The 14,354-nt window shown below is 64.2% G+C and carries 19 protein-coding genes; 9 read left to right on the top strand and 10 right to left on the bottom strand.

Annotation, left to right across the window (positions count from 1 at the left end; all coding sequences use genetic code 11):
* From L6D80_RS15470 to nrdR, 8 genes are all read right to left on the bottom strand, one after another.
* A complete protein-coding gene (locus L6D80_RS15470) occupies positions 1-504 on the bottom strand; it encodes a phosphatidylglycerophosphatase A family protein (RefSeq protein WP_176516085.1) in 504 nt (167 codons plus the stop codon).
* The gene (thiL, locus tag L6D80_RS15475; protein WP_176516083.1) at positions 501-1,460 is read right to left on the bottom strand and encodes a thiamine-phosphate kinase; all 960 of its coding nucleotides are present in this window, start codon (positions 1,458-1,460) and stop codon (positions 501-503) included. Before thiL ends, L6D80_RS15470 begins: the two co-directional genes overlap by 4 nt.
* 18 nt (positions 1,461-1,478) lie before the next feature.
* A complete protein-coding gene (nusB, locus tag L6D80_RS15480; RefSeq protein ID WP_054900814.1) occupies positions 1,479-1,979 on the bottom strand; it encodes a transcription antitermination factor NusB in 501 nt (166 codons plus the stop codon).
* The gene (ribH, locus tag L6D80_RS15485; RefSeq protein WP_008092356.1) at positions 1,976-2,452 is read right to left on the bottom strand and encodes a 6,7-dimethyl-8-ribityllumazine synthase; all 477 of its coding nucleotides are present in this window, start codon (positions 2,450-2,452) and stop codon (positions 1,976-1,978) included. The genes nusB and ribH overlap by 4 nt, the downstream gene beginning before the upstream one ends.
* A gap of 91 nt (positions 2,453-2,543) precedes the next feature.
* On the bottom strand, positions 2,544-3,635 hold the full coding sequence (ribBA, locus tag L6D80_RS15490; RefSeq protein ID WP_054900813.1) for a bifunctional 3,4-dihydroxy-2-butanone-4-phosphate synthase/GTP cyclohydrolase II: 1,092 nt from the start codon (positions 3,633-3,635) through the stop codon (positions 2,544-2,546).
* A gap of 18 nt (positions 3,636-3,653) precedes the next feature.
* Positions 3,654-4,319 (bottom strand): riboflavin synthase, encoded by a 666-nt coding sequence (locus tag L6D80_RS15495; protein WP_003255399.1) that lies wholly within the window; start codon positions 4,317-4,319, stop codon positions 3,654-3,656.
* Between the two features lie 42 nt (positions 4,320-4,361).
* Positions 4,362-5,492, bottom strand: a complete 1,131-nt coding sequence (ribD, locus tag L6D80_RS15500) for a bifunctional diaminohydroxyphosphoribosylaminopyrimidine deaminase/5-amino-6-(5-phosphoribosylamino)uracil reductase RibD (protein WP_176516082.1) — start codon at positions 5,490-5,492, stop codon at positions 4,362-4,364.
* Positions 5,493-5,494: 2 nt separating this feature from the next.
* A complete protein-coding gene (gene nrdR / locus L6D80_RS15505; protein WP_016393425.1) occupies positions 5,495-5,959 on the bottom strand; it encodes a transcriptional regulator NrdR in 465 nt (154 codons plus the stop codon).
* A gap of 106 nt (positions 5,960-6,065) precedes the next feature.
* Here nrdR and L6D80_RS15510 point away from each other — a divergent pair, with 106 nt between their 5' ends.
* Genes L6D80_RS15510 through trxA form a run of 3 tightly spaced genes read left to right on the top strand, consistent with a single transcriptional unit; the run spans position 6,066 to position 8,082 of the window.
* The gene (locus L6D80_RS15510) at positions 6,066-6,518 is read left to right on the top strand and encodes a YbaY family lipoprotein (protein ID WP_176516080.1); all 453 of its coding nucleotides are present in this window, start codon (positions 6,066-6,068) and stop codon (positions 6,516-6,518) included.
* A complete protein-coding gene (locus L6D80_RS15515) occupies positions 6,519-7,178 on the top strand; it encodes a class I SAM-dependent methyltransferase (protein WP_176516078.1) in 660 nt (219 codons plus the stop codon).
* Between the two features lie 31 nt (positions 7,179-7,209).
* Entirely contained in the window at positions 7,210-8,082 is an 873-nt protein-coding gene (gene trxA, locus L6D80_RS15520) for a thioredoxin (protein WP_176516076.1), read from the top strand.
* Between the two features lie 54 nt (positions 8,083-8,136).
* On the opposite strand, the gene L6D80_RS15525 is transcribed toward trxA, so the two are convergent.
* Positions 8,137-8,481, bottom strand: a complete 345-nt coding sequence (locus L6D80_RS15525) for a hypothetical protein (RefSeq protein ID WP_176516074.1) — start codon at positions 8,479-8,481, stop codon at positions 8,137-8,139.
* 133 nt (positions 8,482-8,614) lie between these two features.
* Between L6D80_RS15525 and L6D80_RS15530 the strand changes: the two genes are divergently transcribed.
* From L6D80_RS15530 to L6D80_RS15550, 5 genes are all read left to right on the top strand, one after another.
* On the top strand, positions 8,615-9,184 hold the full coding sequence (locus L6D80_RS15530) for a DUF2796 domain-containing protein (protein WP_176516072.1): 570 nt from the start codon (positions 8,615-8,617) through the stop codon (positions 9,182-9,184).
* The gene (locus tag L6D80_RS15535; RefSeq protein WP_176516071.1) at positions 9,185-9,895 is read left to right on the top strand and encodes an ATP-binding cassette domain-containing protein; all 711 of its coding nucleotides are present in this window, start codon (positions 9,185-9,187) and stop codon (positions 9,893-9,895) included.
* Positions 9,895-11,160 carry an ABC transporter permease gene (locus tag L6D80_RS15540; RefSeq protein ID WP_054900805.1) on the top strand — a complete coding sequence of 422 codons (1,266 nt, stop codon included), beginning with the start codon at positions 9,895-9,897 and terminating at the stop codon, positions 11,158-11,160. The genes L6D80_RS15535 and L6D80_RS15540 overlap by 1 nt, the downstream gene beginning before the upstream one ends.
* Positions 11,161-11,283: 123 nt before the next feature.
* Complete coding sequence (locus tag L6D80_RS15545) at positions 11,284-11,778, top strand: DUF3299 domain-containing protein (RefSeq protein WP_220462587.1); 495 nt, start codon at positions 11,284-11,286, stop codon at positions 11,776-11,778.
* A 109-nt stretch (positions 11,779-11,887) separates the two neighbouring features.
* Positions 11,888-12,571, top strand: a complete 684-nt coding sequence (locus L6D80_RS15550; RefSeq protein ID WP_054900804.1) for an OmpW/AlkL family protein — start codon at positions 11,888-11,890, stop codon at positions 12,569-12,571.
* On the opposite strand, the gene L6D80_RS15555 is transcribed toward L6D80_RS15550, so the two are convergent.
* Complete coding sequence (locus L6D80_RS15555) at positions 12,559-13,752, bottom strand: MFS transporter (protein ID WP_176516069.1); 1,194 nt, start codon at positions 13,750-13,752, stop codon at positions 12,559-12,561. The two genes, L6D80_RS15550 and L6D80_RS15555, sit on opposite strands and share 13 nt — an antisense overlap.
* Positions 13,753-13,854: 102 nt before the next feature.
* Here L6D80_RS15555 and L6D80_RS15560 point away from each other — a divergent pair, with 102 nt between their 5' ends.
* Positions 13,855-14,298 (top strand): winged helix-turn-helix transcriptional regulator, encoded by a 444-nt coding sequence (locus tag L6D80_RS15560; protein ID WP_054900802.1) that lies wholly within the window; start codon positions 13,855-13,857, stop codon positions 14,296-14,298.
* Positions 14,299-14,354 lie beyond the last annotated feature (56 nt).

Genomic DNA, 14,354 nt, shown 5'->3' on the forward strand with positions numbered 1-14,354 from the left:
TCAGCCAACCACCCATACCAGAACCTGCATGCCCAGCCAGGCGAACACGCCTGCCAGGATATCGTCGAGCATGATGCCGACCCCGCCGTGCACGTGGCGGTCGATCCAGCGAATCGGCCACGGCTTGAGGATGTCGAAGAAGCGGAACATCAGGAACCCCGCCAGGATCCACTGCCACCCGTCCGGCACCAGCCACAGGGTGATCCACATGCCGACCATCTCGTCCCAGACAATGCCTTCATGGTCATGCACACGCAAGTCATCGGCCACTTTGCCGCACAACCAGAAGCCGAACAGCATGGTTATGCCCAACAGCAGCCAGTAGCCCCAGTCGGGCAACATCTGCCACAGCGGGATGAACGGGATCGCCACCAACGAACCCCACGTACCGGGGGCCTTGGGTAGGGTGCCAGAGCCGAAGCCGAAGGCGATGAAGTGCCACGGATTGCGCCAGACCGAAGGCGGAACGAACTCCGCAGGCACCTGTTTGGGGTGGTCGGTCACGGTGTCTCCCTAAAGTGTTGATAACCCCGCTGTACGGGGGTGATGTCCTGGCCCTGGGGGTCAAGCAGGGTCACCCCCTGCCCTTCGAGCACACAACCGATGACATGCACATCGGCGTTAGCCAGGGTTGAAAGCGCCTCGGGCGGCAGGGTAAAGACCAGCACGTAATCATCGCCACCGGTGAGCGCCGCCTGCAGTGCCGCGTCCAGCCCGAGGAAAGCCACTAGCGCAGGAGACACTGGCACCTGCGCCAGGTTCACCTGCAGCGCGACACCGGACCGTTTGGCGATATGCCCGCAGTCAGCGAGCAGGCCATCGGAGATGTCCATCGCGGCCGTGGCCCGGCCACGCAGGCGTTGGCCAAGGGCGAGCTGTGGCATCGGCGACCAGTAGTGGGCCAGGAGCGGCTCGGCCTGCTCGGCGGGCGCGTTGCGCTCCCCCAATACCAGGGGCAACGCACCCGCCGCCTTGCCCAGATCGCCCCCGACACACAACAGGTCCCCAGGCCTGGCACCGCTGCGGCGCAAGGCCTGGCCGGCCGGCACGCTGCCGAACACAGTGACGGTGAGGCTCAGCGGGCCACGGGTCGTGTCACCGCCGATAAGGCTCATGCGGCATCGCTGAGCCATGTGGCTGAGGCCGTCAGCGAAAGCCTTGAGCCAGTCAGCGCCGACATCGGGGAGGGTCAGGGCGAGGGTGAAACCGATGGCCTGGGCGCCCATGGCTGCCAGGTCGCTGGCCGCCACGGCCAACGCACGCTGGCCAAGCAGGTACGGGTCGCAGACCGCCGGGAAGTGCACGCCAACGACCAGGGTGTCGGTAGACACCGCCAACTGCTCGCCAGCAGGCAGGTCCAGCAGCGCGCAGTCGTCACCGATCCCCAGGGCCACGCCTTCACCGCTCTGCGCACAGGGCGCGGCGGCGAAGTAATGGTTGATCAGCTCGAACTCACCCATGGCTCGGAAGCGCCAGGATCAGCGCTTGTTCGCCTTGACTTCTGCTTCGCGCAGCGACGGTGCGAGCTTGTCCAGCACGCCGTTGACGAACTTGTGGCCGTCAGTGGCGCCAAAGACCTTGGCCAGTTCGACGCCTTCGTTGATCACTACGCGGTACGGTACGTCGACGCGCTTGATGAACTCCCAGGTGGACAGGCGCAGCACGGCCAGTTCGACCGGGTCGAGCTCTTCCAGGGCGATGTCCATGCACGGCTTGAGCGCGTTGTCGATGTCCGCCTTGATTGCCGGGACCCCATGCAGGATCTCGCGGAAATAGGCACCGTCGACATCGGTAAAATCGTTATCGACCCGAAATTGCGCTTCGATCTCGTTCAGCGAATGCTGAGCCATGTGCCATTGATACAGGGCCTGGGTCGCGAGCTTGCGGGCTTCGCGGCGCTTGGCGCTCTTCGATGGCTTGCCGGCATCCGCAGGTTTTGGATCGCGCGGGTTGAAACGATCGCTTTCGTCGCTAATCACTTGGCCTCCAACTGCGCCAGCAGGCTGACCATTTCCAGTGCGGACAGGGCAGCTTCAGCACCTTTGTTACCGGCCTTGGTGCCGGAACGCTCGATGGCTTGCTCGATGGAATCGACGGTCAGGACGCCAAAGGCAACCGGAACACCGAACTCCATGGACACCTGGGCCAGGCCCTTGGTGCATTCGCCCGCCACGTACTCGAAGTGCGGGGTACCGCCACGGATCACTGCGCCCAGGGCGATGATCGCGTCATATTCGCCTTGCTGGGCAACCTTCTGGGCCACCAGCGGGATTTCGAACGCACCCGGGGCACGGATGATGGTGATGTCGCTTTCGCTGACACCGTGGCGTACCAGGGCATCAACGGCACCGCTTACCAGGCTTTCGACGACGAAGCTGTTGAAGCGGCCAACCACCAAAGCATAGCGACCTTTGGGGGCGATGAAGGTACCTTCGATGGTCTTCAGGGTCATTCCGATGTTCTCATCTTCAAGAGCGAGGCCGCGCACTGGCGGCCTCGGGAGGGTTTGGACTCGAGCGTGAGGGCGCAAGCGCCGCCTCAAGTCACTCGGAGGGCACGTATTCTACAACTTCCAGATCGAATCCGGATATCGCATTGAACTTCATCGGCGAACTCATCAGGCGCATCTTGCGCACGCCGAGGTCACGCAGGATCTGCGAACCGGCACCCACGGTGCTGTAGGTGGTAGGGACCTTGGTCGGTGCATCGCCGGCGCTTTCGCGGATATGCGCCAGCAGCACATCGCCGTCCAGCGGATGGCCCAGCAGCAAGACCACGCCGCTGCCAGCATCGGCCACGGCGCTCATCGCGTTGCGCAGGCTCCAGCGGCCCGGCTGCTTGACCATCAGCAGGTCGCGCAGCGGGTCCATGTTGTGCACCCGTACCAGGGTAGGCTCTTCGGCGCAGATCTTGCCCAGGGTCAGGGCCATGTGCACATCGCCTTCCACCGCATCGCGGTAGGTGACCAGGTTGAACTGGCCCAGCTCGCTGTCCAGCGGCTGTTCGGAGACCCGCTGCACGGTACGCTCATGAATCATGCGGTAGTGGATCAGGTCGGCGATGGTGCCAATTTTCAGGCCGTGTTCGGCAGCGAACACTTCCAGCTCGGCGCGCCGCGACATGGTGCCGTCGTCGTTCATCACTTCGCAGATCACGCCGCTGGGTTCGAAGCCGGCCATGCGGGCCAGGTCACACGCCGCCTCGGTGTGGCCGGCGCGGGCCAGGGTGCCGCCAGGCTGAGCCATCAGGGGGAAGATGTGGCCCGGGCTGACGATGTCCTCGGCCTTGGCGTCCTTGGCAGCGGCAGCCTGCACGGTACGTGCACGGTCGGCAGCGGAAATGCCGGTAGTAACGCCTTCGGCGGCTTCGATCGACACGGTGAACTTGGTGCCGAAGCCCGAACCGTTGCGCGGTGCCATCAGGGGCAACTTGAGCGTTTCGCAGCGCTCGCGGGTCATCGGCATGCAGATCAAGCCGCGGGCGTGCTTGGCCATGAAGTTGATGTGCTCGGGCAGGCAGCACTCGGCCGCCATGATGATATCGCCTTCGTTTTCGCGGTCTTCGTCATCCATCAGGATGACCATTTTGCCCTGGCGGATGTCTTCGACCAGTTCTTCGATGCTGTTGAGCGCCACGCGGCACCCCCTTCTCAATCAGGATTTCAAGAAGCCGTTGGCGGCCAGGAAGCTTTCGGTAATGCCACTGCCCTTGCTCGGTTCGGCAGCCTTGTCGCCCAGCAGCAAGCGCTCCAGGTAACGGGCCAGCAGGTCGACCTCAAGGTTCACCCGACGCCCTGCGCGGTAGTCGGCCATGATGGTTTCGGACAGGGTGTGCGGGACAATGGTCAGCTCGAATTCGGCGCCATTGACCTCATTGACCGTCAGGCTGGTGCCGTCGACGGTGATCGAACCCTTGTGGGCGATGTACTTGGCCAGCTCCTTGGGTGCGCGCACGCGGAACTGGATGGCGCGGGCGTTATCGCTGCGCGAGATGATTTCACCAACACCGTCGACGTGGCCGCTGACCAGATGGCCGCCCAGGCGGGTGGTCGGGGTCAGGGCCTTTTCCAGGTTGACCTTGCTGCCGCTCTTGAGGTCGATGAAGGCGGTGCGCTTGAGGGTTTCGACGCTGACGTCAGCCCAGAAGCCATCGCCAGGCAGCTCGACGGCAGTCAGGCATACGCCGTTGACGGCAATGCTGTCGCCCAGCTTGACGTCACCGAGGTCGAGCTTGCCGGTCTCGACGTAGACGCGCACGTCCCCGCCCTTGGGCGTCAGGCTGCGGATGGTGCCGATGGATTCGATGATGCCGGTGAACATGGGGTCTTCCTCAAAAACGGATTGCGCGGGGCAAGCTCGGCATTATACGCCGGGCGCCGGCAGAGGGACGGCCGTGACCCGCCAGTCATCGCCCACTGCACGCATTTCGGTGATTTTCAGCCGCGGCGCTTCGCTCATCTTCGCCAATGGCCAATCCAGCAATGGGCGAGCCTGGGAGCCAAGGAAGGTACCGGCGACGAACAACTGGTACTCATCGACCAGGCCTAGTCGGGCAAAGGCGCCCACCAGGCCGGCGCCGGCCTCCAGCAGGACCTCGTTGATGCCGCGGGCCGCCAGCGCTTGCATCAGTGCGGGCAGGTCGACCTGGCCGGCGGTGCCTGGCAGGCTCAATAGCTCATGGCCAGCGGCGCTGTAGCGCGGGTCATCGCCCTGGGCAGTGACCACCAGAGCCGGGCCTGCCTGAAAGAACGGAGCGTCCAGTGGCAGGCGCAGGCGCCCATCGATCAGGATGCGCAGCGGCGTGCGGCTCAGGGCCAGCGCGGTGGTTGCTTCATCCAGGCCCAGCTCTGCCCCGCGCACGGTCATCCGTGCGTTGTCGGCCTGCACGCTGGTGGCGCTGGTCAATACTGCGCTGGCGCGCGCGCGCAGGCGTTGCACCGCCGAACGGGCCGCGGGGCCGGTGATCCACTGGCTCTCACCACTGGCCATGGCAGTGCGCCCGTCCAGGCTCATGGCCAGCTTGGCTCGCACGAATGGCAGACCATGCTCCATGCGTTTGAGAAACCCGGGGTTGAGTGCGCGAGCCTCGGTTTCGAGCACGCCGCTGGCCACGTCGATACCCGCTTCGGCCAGGCGCCGCAGGCCTTGGCCGGCGACTTGCGGGTTGGGGTCCTGCATGGCTGCCACCACACGCGCCACACCGGCGTTGACCAGCGCCTCGGCACACGGTGGAGTACGGCCATGGTGGCTGCACGGCTCCAGGGTTACATAGGCGCAGGCCCCCCGGGCACGCTCACCGGCCTGGCGCAAGGCATGCACCTCGGCGTGGGGCTCACCGGCGCGCACGTGCCAGCCTTCACCGACCACCTCGCCATCGCGGACGATCACACAGCCCACACGGGGGTTCGGGTGGGTGCTGTAGACGCCCTTGCGGGCCAGTTCGAGGGCGCGGGCCATGTAATGGGCGTCAAGAATCGCGGTCTGGCTCGGCATATTCACTCTTTGGCCGGCTCGCGGGCCAGGCGGTCGATTTCTTCGCGGAACTCGTCGAGGTCCTGGAAGCGGCGGTACACCGAAGCGAAACGGATGTAGGCGACTTCATCAAGCTTGCGCAGTTCAGCCATCACCAGCTCACCGACTACCAACGACTTGACCTCGCGTTCACCGGTGGCGCGCAACCGGCTCTTGATGTGGGCAAGCGCCGCTTCCAGGCGCTCGACGCTGACCGGGCGTTTCTCCAGCGCACGCTGCATGCCGGCGCGCAGCTTGTCTTCATCGAACGGCTGGCGGGTGCCGTCCTGCTTGATCAGCCGGGGCAGCACCAGCTCGGCGGTTTCGAAGGTGGTGAAACGCTCGCCGCAGGCAACGCATTCACGCCGGCGGCGCACTTGTTCGCCCTCGGCGACCAGGCGCGAGTCGATGACCTTGGTGTCGTTGGCACCGCAAAAGGGACAGTGCATGGTGGCAGGCAACAAAAAAAGGGAGGGCCATGGTAGCGCATCCCACTGGCAAGACAAGCCAAAGGGGTTAACATCCAAGGGAAATCTGCCCGTGAAGGACTACCCCATGCATTATCGAGCGCTTGTCGTGCTGGGCTGCGCTGCCCTGCTCGCTGCCTGTGGCAGCGACCGGCCGAACACCGAGCAAGCCCCGGCGCCCGCGCCCGCCAAGGTGGCGAAAAAGGCCGTACCGCTTGGCCCGCTGCCTGCTTATCAACGTGAACTGAGCGGCACCTTGCTGGAGATTCCGGCAGGTGCCGACGTGGAATTGGCCTTGCTGGTCATCGACGATCGCGGCCGCCCGCAACAGCTACTGGCCAGCAGCACCCTGACCGGCACCGGCCAGGCCCTGCCCTACCAGTTGCGGTTCAACCCCGAGGCCTTCCCGGCTGACGCCCGGGTCGAACTGCGCGGCCGTGCCAGCCGTTCCGGCCAACTGATCCTGCACCTGCCGCCGCTGCGTATTACCCAGGCCCAGACCCAGGCGACCGGCCCACTGCAATTCGAGAAGGCACCGTAGGTGGCGCCGCTGGCCTTGCAGCAGGCGCTCAGTGGCCTGATCGGTGAGGCGCGCCTGGTCGTCAGCGAGTTGCCGCACTGCGCGCTCAAGCTCTGGCTCATCGACGATCAGAACATGGACCGTGCCTTCAGCAGCGAGGAAACCCGGCGCATCCTGGAAGAGCCACCGTACTGGAGTTTTTGCTGGGCCAGCGGCCTGGCCATGGCCCGCTACCTGGCCGCCAACCCCGCCTGGGTCGCCGGCAAGCGGGTGCTCGACTTTGGTGCGGGCTCTGGCATCGCCGGTATCGCCGCCGCCCATGCCGGAGCCGCGGAGGTGGTAGCCTGCGACCTCGACCCGCTGGCCCTGCAGGCATGCCGGGCCAATGCCCTGCTCAACGGGGTCGAACTTGGCTACAGCAGCGATTTTTTCGCCGAGGCAGACCGTTTCGACCTGATCCTGGTCGCCGATGTGCTGTATGACCGCGCCAACCTGCCGCTGCTCGACGCCTTTCTGGGGCGTGGCCGCCAGGCCCTGGTGGCGGACTCGCGGGTACGCGACTTCAGCCATCCGTTGTACCGGCAACTGGGGGTGCTTGAGGCGCTGACCCTGCCCGACCTGGCCGAGCCACACGAATTCCGCCGGGTCAGCCTGTACCACGCCAGCCGCGAGCCTTTATAGTGATGCCATACACGGATTTGCGAGAGTCGCGATGAGCCAGGAAACACCGTTTATCTTCGATGCCACCGATGCCAACTTCCAGCAACTGGTCATCGAAAACTCCTTCCACAAGCCGGTCTTGGTGGACTTCTGGGCCGAATGGTGCGCGCCGTGCAAAGCGCTGATGCCATTGCTGGCGAAAATCGCCGAGGGCTATCAGGGCGAGCTGCTGCTGGCCAAGATCAACTGTGACGTGGAGCAGCAGGTCGTCGCCCAGTTCGGTATCCGCAGCCTGCCGACCGTCGTGCTGTTCAAGGACGGCCAGCCGGTCGACGGCTTTGCCGGCGCCCAACCCGAGTCGGCGATCCGCGCCATGCTGGAGCCGCATGTGCAGTTGCCTGCCGCACCAACCGCGTCGCCGCTGGAGCAAGCCAAGGGTTTGTTCGCAGAGAGCCGTTTTGCCGAAGCCGAAGCGCTGCTGCAAGCCCTGCTGGGCGAGGACAACAGCAATGTCGAGGCGCTGATTCTGTACGCCCGCTGCCTGGCCGAGCGTGGCGAACTGGGCGAGGCCCAGGTGGTGCTGGACGCGGTCAAGACCGACGAGCACAAGGCTGCCCTGGCCGGCGCCAAGGCCCAGCTGACCTTCCTGCGCCAGGCCGCCAGCCTGCCGGAGGTCGCCGACCTCAAGAGCCGCCTGGCACAAAACCCGGAAGATGATGAAGCAGCCTACCAGCTGAGCATTCAGCAACTGGCCCGCCAGCAGTATGAAGCAGCGCTGGAAGGGCTGTTGAACCTGTTCAAGCGTAACCGTGGCTATGAGAACGGGTTGCCGCACAAGGCGATGCTGCAGGTGTTCGAGTTGCTGGGTGGCGATCATCCGTTAGTAGGTGTGTACCGCCGTCGGTTGTCTTCCGCCCTGTTCTGATGCTGTTCCGGCCCTGTCGCCGCCATGCCGGTGACAGGGCCAGCAACGCGCCCTTCAGCCGACCCAGTGATACACCGGCGCATCCGTGCCACTTTCCACCTTCACCTCACTGCTGTGTCGCAACCGCACCAACAGCCGCTTGCCTGCAGCGGTGCTGCCCGCCAGCCCTTCCAGACGGTCCAATAGCTGCGGCCCATTCATCTGGCCCGCCTCGCGCAGCACTTCGCGCGCTGCAGTCCACAGTCCGTCGTCCTGGCGCGGCGCCGCTACCGTAGTGGGCGGCGCAGCCTCGGTACCGGCAGACGTTTCGAGCTGCCGCCCCAGCTGGGCCCATTCCGCCGGCTCAAGCTCGATAGTCAGATCCACCGGCCAGTCACCAATCTGTCCACGAATTCTCACGATGCACTCCCTCACGCCCAGTCAATGTTGCCATGCTACAGCAACATGAAACCTGCGCCAGGCAGGCTGGCGGCAACGAGAAAAGTTGTTATAACATTACCAAATCATCCTCAGCCCGCTCCTGGAGTCCTCCATGCGTCGCCTGCTGCTCGCCCTGCCGTTCGCCCTGCTGCCCGTTGTCGCGGCCTATGCCCATGATGAACATGACCACGCCCACGGTACGCTCGCTGCACACGAGCACGGTGTGGCCAAGCTCAATGCTGTGTTGGACGGCAACACCCTGGAACTGGAACTGGACAGCCCGGCCATGAACCTGGTTGGCTTCGAACACAGCGCCACCAGCGATGCCGACAAGGCCAAGGTCGCTGCGGTGCGCCAACTGCTCGAACAACCGCTGAAGCTGTTCGGCCTGGCGGCGGCCGCTGGTTGCAAGGAAGACGCCCAGGAGCTGCAGAGCCCGCTGTTTGGCGATGCGGCAAAAGCAGATGACGACGGCGATGAACACGAACATGGTCACCAGCACAGTGACATCAACGCTCATTACCAACTGAACTGCTCGGCCCCGGAAAAACTCACCCAGCTTGACCTCACGCCACTGTTCAAGACCTTCCCGGCCACCCAGAAGATCAACGTGCAACTGATCGGCCCAAGTGGGCAGAAGGGCGTGGAAACCTCGCCTGCCAAGGCCGTGGTCGCGTTCTGAATGAGCCAGCCGCTAATCGAACTGCATGACCTGGTGTTCGCCTGGCCAGGTCAGCCGCCGCTACTGGACATCCCGGCGTTTCGCCTGGATGCCGGCGAGGCCTTGTTCCTCAAAGGCCCCAGCGGCAGTGGCAAGACCACCCTGCTGGGCCTGCTGGGGGGCGTCAACCTGCCAGGCCAGGGCCGTATCCAGTTGCTCGGCAATGACTTGGGGGCCCTGGGCCAGGGCGCCCGCGACCGCTTCCGCGTCGACCATACCGGCTATATCTTCCAGCAGTTCAACCTGCTGCCGTTCTTGTCGGTACGCGAAAATGTCGAGCTGCCCTGCCGCTTCTCGCATAGCCGCGCAGCGCGTGCCCGCCAACGCCACGGCAGTGTCGACCAGGCGGCCAGCGAGCTGCTCGCCCACCTTGGCCTGGGCGACCCTGCGCTGCTCGCCCGCCGCGCCGACAGCCTCTCCATCGGCCAGCAGCAACGTGTGGCTGCCGCCCGTGCGCTGATCGGCCAACCCGAGCTGGTGATTGCTGATGAACCGACCTCGGCGCTGGATGCCGACACCCGTGAGGCTTTTATCCGCCTGCTGTTCGATGAGTGTCGCGCCGCCGGCTCCAGCCTGCTGTTCGTCAGCCATGACCAAAGCCTTGCGCCGCTGTTCGACCGTCATCTGTCCCTGGCCGAGCTCAATCGCGCGGCCAAGCCCCGGGAGGCCTGATGTACCTGCTTCGCCTTGCCCTGGCCAGCCTGGCCAATCGCCGTTTCACCGCTTTCCTGACCGCCTTCGCCATCGCCCTATCGGTGTGCCTGCTGCTGGCCGTGGAACGCGTGCGCACCGAAGCCCGTGCCAGTTTTGCCAGCACCATCAGCGGCACCGACCTGATCGTCGGAGCCCGCTCGGGGTCGGTGAACTTGCTGCTGTACTCGGTGTTTCGTATCGGCAATGCCACCAACAACATCCGCTGGGACAGCTTTCAACATTACGCTCAGGACCCCAGGGTGAAGTGGGCGATCCCTATCTCGCTGGGCGACTCGCACCGCGGCTACCGGGTGCTGGGCACCACCGGGGACTACTTCAGCCATTACCAGTACGGGCGCAGGCAGCACCTGGCGCTGAGCCAGGGCCGTGAGTTCGCCGGCGACCCATTCGAAGTGGTGCTGGGCGCCGAGGTGGCCGACGCGCTGCATTACACGCTCGGCGACAAGCTGGTGTTGGCGCACGGCGTCGCTGCCATCAGCCTGGTCAAACACGACGACAAACCGTTCACCGTGGTCGGCGTCCTCAAGCGCACCGGCACACCGGTCGACCGTACCCTGCACATCAGCCTGGCTGGCATGGAGGCTATCCACGTCGATTGGCACAACGGCGTGCCAGCCAGGGGGGCCGCACGCATCAGTGCCGATCAGGCACGCGCCATGGACCTGCAGCCCGCCGCCATTACTGCATTCATGCTCGGCCTGAACAGCAAGATCGCCACGTTCAGCCTGCAGCGCGAGATCAACGAATACCGCAGCGAGCCGTTGCTGGCGATCCTGCCTGGGGTTGCCCTGCAAGAGTTGTGGAGCCTGATGGGTACCGCTGAACAGGCGTTGTTCGTGGTGTCGCTGTTCGTCGTGCTGACCGGTCTGATCGGCATGCTCACCGCGATTCTCACCAGCCTCAACGAACGTCGCCGCGAGATGGCTATCCTGCGCTCAGTTGGCGCTCGGCCTTGGCACATTGCCGGGCTGCTGGTGCTCGAAGCACTGGCACTGGCAGGGGCCGGCATCGCGGCGGGGCTTGGGCTGTTGTATGCCGGGATTGCCCTGGCGCAGGGCTACGTGCAGGCCAACTATGGCCTGTACCTGCCGCTGGCCTGGCCCAGCGAGCATGAATGGACATTGCTGGCTATCATCCTCGGCGCAGCGCTGCTGATGGGTAGCGTACCGGCCTGGCGTGCCTATCGGCAGTCGTTGGCCGATGGCTTGTCGATTCACCTCTGAGAGCCCGTCATGACCGTAGACCTCATCGCCTTCTTCGCGCGCAAGCCTGCTTCCACAGGGGCTTCGGCGCAGCCTGTGGCCACGGGCTCACCCGCGAAGAGGCCAGTGCAACTGTTCCTTCTGATGCTGATTGCACTGGCGTTGCCTTGCTGGGCAGCCGAGCCCCGGGAACTCGACTGGCCTGCCCTGATCCCCGAGGGCGCGCCTATCATTCCACCGCAACTCACGCCCCTGCACGACATGTCGCAGTTGAGCAACGCGTTGTCCGTCGAGTCGGCGCCGCCGGCTCGCCAGCAAGCACCCGACGCCCCGGTGGTGAAAAGCCTGGATGGCCAGCAGATCAAGTTACCCGGCTACATCGTGCCGCTGGAAGTCAGCGAAGAAGGCCGTACCACCGAGTTTCTGCTGGTGCCTTACTACGGCGCCTGCATCCATGTGCCACCACCGCCTTCCAACCAGATCGTGCACATCTTCAGTGAGATGGGCGTACGCGTCGAAGACCTCTACCAGCCCTACTGGATCGAAGGAAAGATGCAGGTCAGAGCCTCCAGCAGCGAACTGGCCGATGCCGGTTACCAGATGGAGGCCGAGAAAATATACGCTTATGAGCTCAAGTGAGAACTGTTTCGAATTCTTGAATACGCTTCTTTGAGCTGGGTCAAACTTTCCGTTTAGACAGCTCCGTACCATTGGACTACTCAATTACTAATGTCCTTTGGGAGCTTCCATGAACAAGTCCTTGCTCGGCGCCTCACTCGTGGCCCTTGCGCTCGCCGCCCCTGCCGCCCACGCCTATCAGGCGGGGGATATGATCCTGCGCGCAGGCGCCATCACCACCGCCCCGAACGAAAACAGCAGCGACCTGAAGTTCGACGGCAACAAGGTGTCGGGCACCAAGGCAACCCTGGACAGCGACACCCAACTGGGCCTGACCTTCGCCTACATGCTCACCGACCACATCGGCCTGGAGCTGCTGGCCGCCACGCCATTCAAACACACCGTAGGCGTCAAGGGCCTGGGCGGCGGCCTGGACGGCAAGCTGGCCGACATCAAGCAACTGCCACCGACGCTGTCCGTGCAGTACTACCCGATGGAACCAAGCTCGCGCTTCCAGCCCTATGCGGGCGTGGGCATCAACTACACCCTGTTCTTCGATGAAGACCTGAGCAGCGCACGCAAGGAACAAGGCTTCAGCAACCTCAAGCTGCAGGACTCGGTCGGCATCGCCGGCCAGCTGGGCATGGACTACATGCTCACCGACAACCTGCTGATCAACGCCTCTGTCTGGTACGTCGACATCGACACCAAGGCCAGCGTCAACGGCCCGACCGCACTGGGCTACAGCAAGACCAAGGTCGACGTGGACGTCGACCCGTGGGTTTACATGGTCGGCCTTGGCTACAAGTTCTGATCGGAACACGGGAGGGCGACCTCGGTCGCCCTCTCTGGTCGTGACAACCGCCAGTAGCCCAACGCTGCCGCACTGATTGCTACGCCCAGTGCGCACACTGCACCCCATCCCCATTGGGCATAGACCCAACTCGCCAGCACCGCTCCCAACCCACTGCCAATCGAATAGCAGCACATGTAGGCGCCGATCAGTCGGCTGGCCATACCCGTACGCCCGGCCAACAGCAGGCTCTGGTTGGTGACGTGGACGGCTTGCACAGCAAAATCCAGCATCAGTACGCCCAACGTGAAAGCCATCAAGGACTGCTCGACGAAGGCGGTAGGCAGCCATGAAAGTGTCAGCAGCGCCAGCGCCATGCCCAGGGTGCGTTCGCCCAGCCCTTGGTCAGCCAACCGGCCGGCGCGTGAAGCGGCCAACGTACCCGCAATGCCTGCCAGGCCGAACAGACCGATTTCGGTGTGGCTCAGCGCCAGCGGTGCAGCGCCCAGCGGCAAGACCATGCTGCTCCATAGCACGCTGAACGCCGCGAATATCAACAGGGCAAACAGGCCGTGCCGACGCAGCAGGCGGTCTTGGCGATACAGGCTGAACAGCGAGCCGATCAGCGCCAGGTAACCCAAGCGACGCGCTGGGCGGCCGCCGCCTGGCATGGAGTAACAAAGCACCAGGGCCATCAACAGCAACACCCCTGCGGCCACGAAGTAGACGCTGCGCCAACCGGCAAGATCGGCCAGCGCACCGGACACCAGGCGCGCCAGCAGAATGCCCAGCACCACACCGCTGGTAACCGTACCCACCGCCTGCCCCTGCCGGGCGGGTGTGGCAAGGGTCGCGGCATGCGCCACCATCACTTGCACCATCACCGCCATCAGCCCTACCACGGCCAGGGCGGCCAACAGTATCGCCCAGGCCTGCGCAAAGCCTACGCCCACCAGCGCGAGCGCGGCGACCAGCAGTTGGCCGAGCACCAAGCGTTTACGGTCAATCAGGTCGCCCAGCGGCACTATCAGGATCAGCCCCAGTGCATAGCCCGCCTGGGTGGCGCCGACGACCCAGCCTATGCGCGCCTGAGCGATCCCCAGGTCAGTGGCAATTGACTCGAGCAAAGGTTGAGCGAAGTACACCGTGGCAACCGCCATGGCGCAGGTGGCGGCAAGCAGCAAGGTAATCCAGCGTGTCATCAGGCCAGCTCCATTGAATCTGGTTTTTAATCGAAACCACTTACTGGCTATTTAACAAATGTGGTTTTAATCTGCAACCAGAGACTCAGGAAGGCCTGCCCAATGCTTGATGAAGTGAATGCCCAATGCCCTGTAGCGCGTGCCCTGGAGGTGTTGGGTGACCGCTGGGCGATGATGATCCTGCGCGACGCCTTCGATGGCTTGTGCCGCTTCAGCGCGTTTCAGAAAAACCTCGGGTTGGCGAAGAACATCCTCGCTTCGCGGCTGAAACTGCTGGTGGAAAGCGGCTTGCTGCAATTGCAGCCTGCCTCGGATGGCAGTGCGTACAAGGAGTACGTGCTTACCGATAAGGGGCGCTCGGTGTTTCCGATCGTGGTGGGGCTGCGCCAGTGGGGGGAGCGGTTTCAGTTCGAGCCGGGGGAAACGCGCTCAGCGTTACTGGACAGGGCCACAGGGCAAGTGGTCGAGACCCTGCAGGTACGAGCTCAGGATGGGCGGGTGTTGCGGCCAGAAGACTGCCAACGCAAGGTCGTGCGTCAGCGCTGAAGGGTGTAAACCGGTTAGGAGCGGGTTGGCCGGGCCTGGAGGGCTTGAACGCCCCC

Source organism: Pseudomonas ceruminis, assembly GCF_021602025.1.
GTDB classification, from domain to species: Bacteria; Pseudomonadota; Gammaproteobacteria; order Pseudomonadales; family Pseudomonadaceae; genus Aquipseudomonas; species Aquipseudomonas ceruminis.

What these genes read in the sequence shown, in the direction of transcription:
- thiL (WP_176516083.1), bottom strand. Translation starts at nt 1,460, where the DNA reads ATGGGTGAGTTCGAGCTGATCAACCATTACTTCGCCGCCGCGCCCTGT.
- ribH (WP_008092356.1), bottom strand. Translation starts at nt 2,452, where the DNA reads ATGACCCTGAAGACCATCGAAGGTACCTTCATCGCCCCCAAAGGTCGC.
- L6D80_RS15495 (WP_003255399.1), bottom strand. Translation starts at nt 4,319, where the DNA reads ATGTTCACCGGCATCATCGAATCCATCGGCACCATCCGCAGCCTGACG.
- ribD (WP_176516082.1), bottom strand. Translation starts at nt 5,492, where the DNA reads ATGCCGAGCCAGACCGCGATTCTTGACGCCCATTACATGGCCCGCGCC.
- nrdR (WP_016393425.1), bottom strand. Translation starts at nt 5,959, where the DNA reads ATGCACTGTCCCTTTTGCGGTGCCAACGACACCAAGGTCATCGACTCG.
- L6D80_RS15510 (WP_176516080.1), top strand. Translation starts at nt 6,066, where the DNA reads ATGCATTATCGAGCGCTTGTCGTGCTGGGCTGCGCTGCCCTGCTCGCT.
- trxA (WP_176516076.1), top strand. Translation starts at nt 7,210, where the DNA reads ATGAGCCAGGAAACACCGTTTATCTTCGATGCCACCGATGCCAACTTC.
- L6D80_RS15530 (WP_176516072.1), top strand. Translation starts at nt 8,615, where the DNA reads ATGCGTCGCCTGCTGCTCGCCCTGCCGTTCGCCCTGCTGCCCGTTGTC.
- L6D80_RS15535 (WP_176516071.1), top strand. Translation starts at nt 9,185, where the DNA reads ATGAGCCAGCCGCTAATCGAACTGCATGACCTGGTGTTCGCCTGGCCA.
- L6D80_RS15540 (WP_054900805.1), top strand. Translation starts at nt 9,895, where the DNA reads ATGTACCTGCTTCGCCTTGCCCTGGCCAGCCTGGCCAATCGCCGTTTC.
- L6D80_RS15545 (WP_220462587.1), top strand. Translation starts at nt 11,284, where the DNA reads ATGCTGATTGCACTGGCGTTGCCTTGCTGGGCAGCCGAGCCCCGGGAA.
- L6D80_RS15550 (WP_054900804.1), top strand. Translation starts at nt 11,888, where the DNA reads ATGAACAAGTCCTTGCTCGGCGCCTCACTCGTGGCCCTTGCGCTCGCC.
- L6D80_RS15555 (WP_176516069.1), bottom strand. Translation starts at nt 13,752, where the DNA reads ATGACACGCTGGATTACCTTGCTGCTTGCCGCCACCTGCGCCATGGCG.
- L6D80_RS15560 (WP_054900802.1), top strand. Translation starts at nt 13,855, where the DNA reads ATGCTTGATGAAGTGAATGCCCAATGCCCTGTAGCGCGTGCCCTGGAG.